Consider the following 3,534-nt stretch of genomic DNA (forward strand, 5'->3'; position numbering starts at 1 on the left):
CTTTGGTCGCCCGCGATGGCGACGGTTACGGCGCGGCATCGCCGGCTCATTTTAAATGAGTAGCGGAATATGGTTACACGTATTTTTTAGATCATAAAATGCGGCGTTTGTCAATGCGTAAGTCCTGTCGCCATACTTCAAGGCGAATTTCTTCTTCTCCTTGTTTGTGAAAGACATGGTTTGGATTTCCGATAGATCCAATTGATTCCACTGAACATTTGCGTTCCGTAAGTAAGGTGTTTGCTCCTCACCTTCGCGGGCGATCCGTGACATCATCTTGCCTAGCTGAACTTCATAACGGTCTGTAAGAGGCAAAAGCTTCCATCCTTTTGGAATAACTTGGTTCTTCCGAATTTCAGATCTTCCGTCTAACCCTGACGTGTAAAGACGGCAAAGCATTGCATCATAGAGTGTTCGAACCTGAGTGCGTGCCGATTCAAATTCATCCAGTGCTTTCCGTGCTTTTGCCAGCAAAGACAACATTCGCCGCTGCTCCTCCAACGGTGGCAGCGCGAACTCCTCCTTCGCAAGCGTCTTCCAGTTGATGGTCGGCGACAGCGACCCCACCGAAATGCGCTGGGCGCGCTCCATGAACAGATCCGACTGCATGAAGAAGGGCAGAAATTCGGGCAGGACCACGGCGGGCTTGGCGCGCAGCACGAGCGAATGCGCCGAGGCGATCCCGCGAAATTCCGCCACGCCGAGCTTGCGCTGATAGGCGCGGCGGCGCCCGAAGATGATGTCGCCCGGCTCGAACAGCAGCTTGGTCGCGCTCACATCGTCGGGCACGCCCCAACGGCGGATCTTCAGACTGTCCGAATCCAGGTGTTCGAGTCCGACGTAATACTTAACTCCCGCCTGACTCGGATCGTCAACACGCTCGTTGACGCTCTGCGCCATCTGCTCGAACCGCCAGCGCCGCCAGCCTGGTTTCAATTCCTCACTCATGCCGGTCTTCCTGTGCGATCTCGGTCGCCACATACGCCTGATGCGGGTGCTTGGCGGTTTCGGGATAGCGCAGCTTGAGCTGTCCCTCGCGCACCATCGGGATCAGGTGCTTGTTGCGCAGATAGTCGCGCTTCTTGTTCAGTAAGGTTGCAAGCTCCTCGCCGGTCAGTGGACGCCAGGCGCAGAGACGAATCATCAACTGGCGCAATGCCTTCTGATCGAGTCGGCCAGTTTGCTCGGTGAGCAAGGTTGCAAGCTCCGGCGGCAAGGTTGCATGTCCGAGGCTGCAACCTTTGTCGGTCAACTTGCGTCCTTTGGGCAGTGGAGAACATGGCTCGTCATTGAGCCGTTGCGTTCTCGGCCATCCCTGCATCACACCTCCCATACCCGTACCTCCGGTGCATTTCCCGCTAACCGCGCGGCCTTGCAGAATCCCCGGTCGAAGGTATGCAGCACGGCCTCTCCGCACGCGGCCAAATGCAGCGCGTCGGCGAAGTCGGCGCCTTGCTCGTACCAGGTCAGCGCCCGCGCGACGGCGGGCGCGTCTTCCAGCTCGGCGTTCTCTGTCCGCAGCATGAGTTGAAAGAAGGCGTGGATGCGCTCGGGTGGAATCTTGTAGCGGGAGCGCAGCACCCATTCGGTTTCCAGCAGTACGGTGCGCGAGATCAGGACGCGATGCTGCTTGAGCAGGTTCTCGGCGACATCCGCCTGTTGGGGGTGGTCGTCGACAGCCAGCCGGACCAGCAGATTGGTATCGAAGGCAATCATCGGCTGCGCTGTTCCGCCGCGTCCCAGTCGGCGCTGGCATCGACCGGCGCGCACAGGTCGTCGATGGGTACCGGCGGGGCATCCTGCTTAAGAAATCCGCGCAGCGCCTCCAGTCGCAGCGGCTTCTGCACCGCTTGCGGTCGCAGCAGGATGCCGGCCTCGGTGGTTTCGAGGATCAGGGCATGGCCGCTTTCCCAATGCAGCTCGTCGCGAATGTGCTTGGGAATTTCAACCTGCCCCTGGTTGAGGATAACGGTTGCGATCGACATGGGAAATCTCCTCGATTGGATGGCATCCATTTCAAATGACCCCAGACTCGCCGGACTCCAACGCGGCGCGATACCGAGCCTCGCGGGCGAGCCAGAATTCGACCGTGCCACCGAGGACGCGATCCAGGCCAGCGGCGGTCTCGGCGGTGATCGGGGCGCGGCCCGTGATCAGTTCGTTGACGTGCTGAACGGTGAAGCCGGTCCGCGCGGCCAGTTCGGCGAGGGTCCATTGCCGATCATCCAAGAGATCGGCAATGGTCTCGCCGGGCGGTGAAACCCAATTCGGCGTGAAGGTTTGTGCTGGCTCAGTCATGTGCGTCACAGCTTGCGGCCAAGCGGTCAAGCGTTTCCACCAATCCATCCATCTGTTGCCAGAAGGCATGGCCATCCTGCTCCCAATCGGCCCAGACCTCGGCCAGGGTGCGCGTGTCGGTCGGTGCGCCGTTGGCGGCGGGACGCTTGACGTACAGCGGAATGGAGAGGCTGTATCCGTTGGCGGCGATGTCGTCGAGGCTGGCTACCTGGGCGAAACCGGGCTCGTCGGTGAAGGCGTCATAGGCGGCGGCGATGCGCTGCTGATGGACGGGCTTGAGGAAGCTATAAGCGCGCTCGCGGGTGATCGCGTTGATGGCGTCGATGAAGAGGACTCGCCCTTGGCGCTCGGGCGGCTTGCGGGCGCGGCAGACGACGACGCATGCCTCCATCGGGGAGTTGAAAAAGAGGTTGGGACCGAGACCCAGCACGCAGTCGAACCGGTCGGATTCGATCAGCTTGCGCCGCATCTCGGCCTCTTCGTTGCGGAACAGCACGCCATGCGGAAAGAGGATGGCGCAGCGGCCGGTGTCCGGGTCGAGACTGGTCAGGATGTGTTGAAAGAAGGCGTAGTCGGCGCGGCCCTGGGGCGGTGTCCCGAGCGCGTTGCGGCCCCACGGATCCGACGACCAGGCGTCGCGGTTCCAGCGCTTGATGGAGTAAGGCGGATTGGCCAGCACCACATCGAAGGTGCGCAGCCGGTCGGCCTCGGTGAAGCGTGGCGTCTCCAGGGTATCGCCACGCTGGATGTCGAAGTCTTCGACGCCGTGCAGGACCAGGTTCATGCGGGCGATGGAGGCGGTCATGTGGTTGCGCTCCTGGCCATAGAGACGCAGGGTGCGATGCTCGCCGCCCTGACGTTTCACCTCGGCCAGGGTGGCGATGAGCATGCCGCCGGTGCCGCAGGTCGGGTCATAGACGCGCTCGCCCGGTTGGGGCTTGAGCATCTGGGTCATCAGGTGGACCACGGTGCGGTTGGTGTAGAACTCCTGGGCGGTGTGCCCGCCGTCGTCGGCGAAACGACCGATGAGGTATTCGTAGGCATCGCCAAGCTCATCCTCGGGGACGTTGGCAAGCGAGAGCACCTGACTGGAGAAGGGGTGGTGCCTTTCGATAATGTATCCTAACAGGGCCGAGCACCAAACTGATCGATCTTGTCCCAGAACTGCGTCCAGCGCCCCGTGGATTGCACGAGCGCGCGCAGGCTCAAGACAATCTTGGCGCCCTGGTGTTTCCA

6 protein-coding genes are annotated in these 3,534 nt (G+C 61.2%); all 6 read right to left on the minus strand.

Annotated elements, in window-relative coordinates; genetic code table 11:
• Positions 1 to 51: 51 nt before the first annotated feature.
• The 6 genes from QZY07_RS24635 to QZY07_RS24660 all read right to left on the minus strand — a co-directional run bounded on the left by QZY07_RS24635 (position 52) and on the right by QZY07_RS24660 (position 3,382).
• Positions 52 to 948, minus strand: coding sequence for a restriction endonuclease subunit S (locus QZY07_RS24635; RefSeq protein WP_295408633.1), 897 nt, complete (start codon positions 946 to 948; stop codon positions 52 to 54).
• Complete coding sequence (locus QZY07_RS24640; protein WP_295408635.1) at positions 941 to 1,195, minus strand: hypothetical protein; 255 nt, start codon at positions 1,193 to 1,195, stop codon at positions 941 to 943. Before QZY07_RS24640 ends, QZY07_RS24635 begins: the two co-directional genes overlap by 8 nt.
• A 125-nt stretch (positions 1,196 to 1,320) precedes the next feature.
• Positions 1,321 to 1,716 (minus strand): type II toxin-antitoxin system VapC family toxin, encoded by a 396-nt coding sequence (locus QZY07_RS24645; protein ID WP_295408638.1) that lies wholly within the window; start codon positions 1,714 to 1,716, stop codon positions 1,321 to 1,323.
• The gene (locus QZY07_RS24650) at positions 1,713 to 1,985 is read right to left on the minus strand and encodes an AbrB/MazE/SpoVT family DNA-binding domain-containing protein (RefSeq protein WP_295408640.1); all 273 of its coding nucleotides are present in this window, start codon (positions 1,983 to 1,985) and stop codon (positions 1,713 to 1,715) included. The genes QZY07_RS24645 and QZY07_RS24650 overlap by 4 nt, the downstream gene beginning before the upstream one ends.
• A gap of 31 nt (positions 1,986 to 2,016) precedes the next feature.
• Entirely contained in the window at positions 2,017 to 2,298 is a 282-nt protein-coding gene (locus tag QZY07_RS24655) for a helix-turn-helix domain-containing protein (protein ID WP_295408642.1), read from the minus strand.
• The gene (locus QZY07_RS24660; RefSeq protein WP_295408643.1) at positions 2,291 to 3,382 is read right to left on the minus strand and encodes an N-6 DNA methylase; all 1,092 of its coding nucleotides are present in this window, start codon (positions 3,380 to 3,382) and stop codon (positions 2,291 to 2,293) included. Before QZY07_RS24660 ends, QZY07_RS24655 begins: the two co-directional genes overlap by 8 nt.
• Positions 3,383 to 3,534 lie beyond the last annotated feature (152 nt).

It is taken from the genome of uncultured Thiocystis sp., assembly GCF_903866365.1.
GTDB lineage: Bacteria > Pseudomonadota > Gammaproteobacteria > Chromatiales > Chromatiaceae > Chromatium.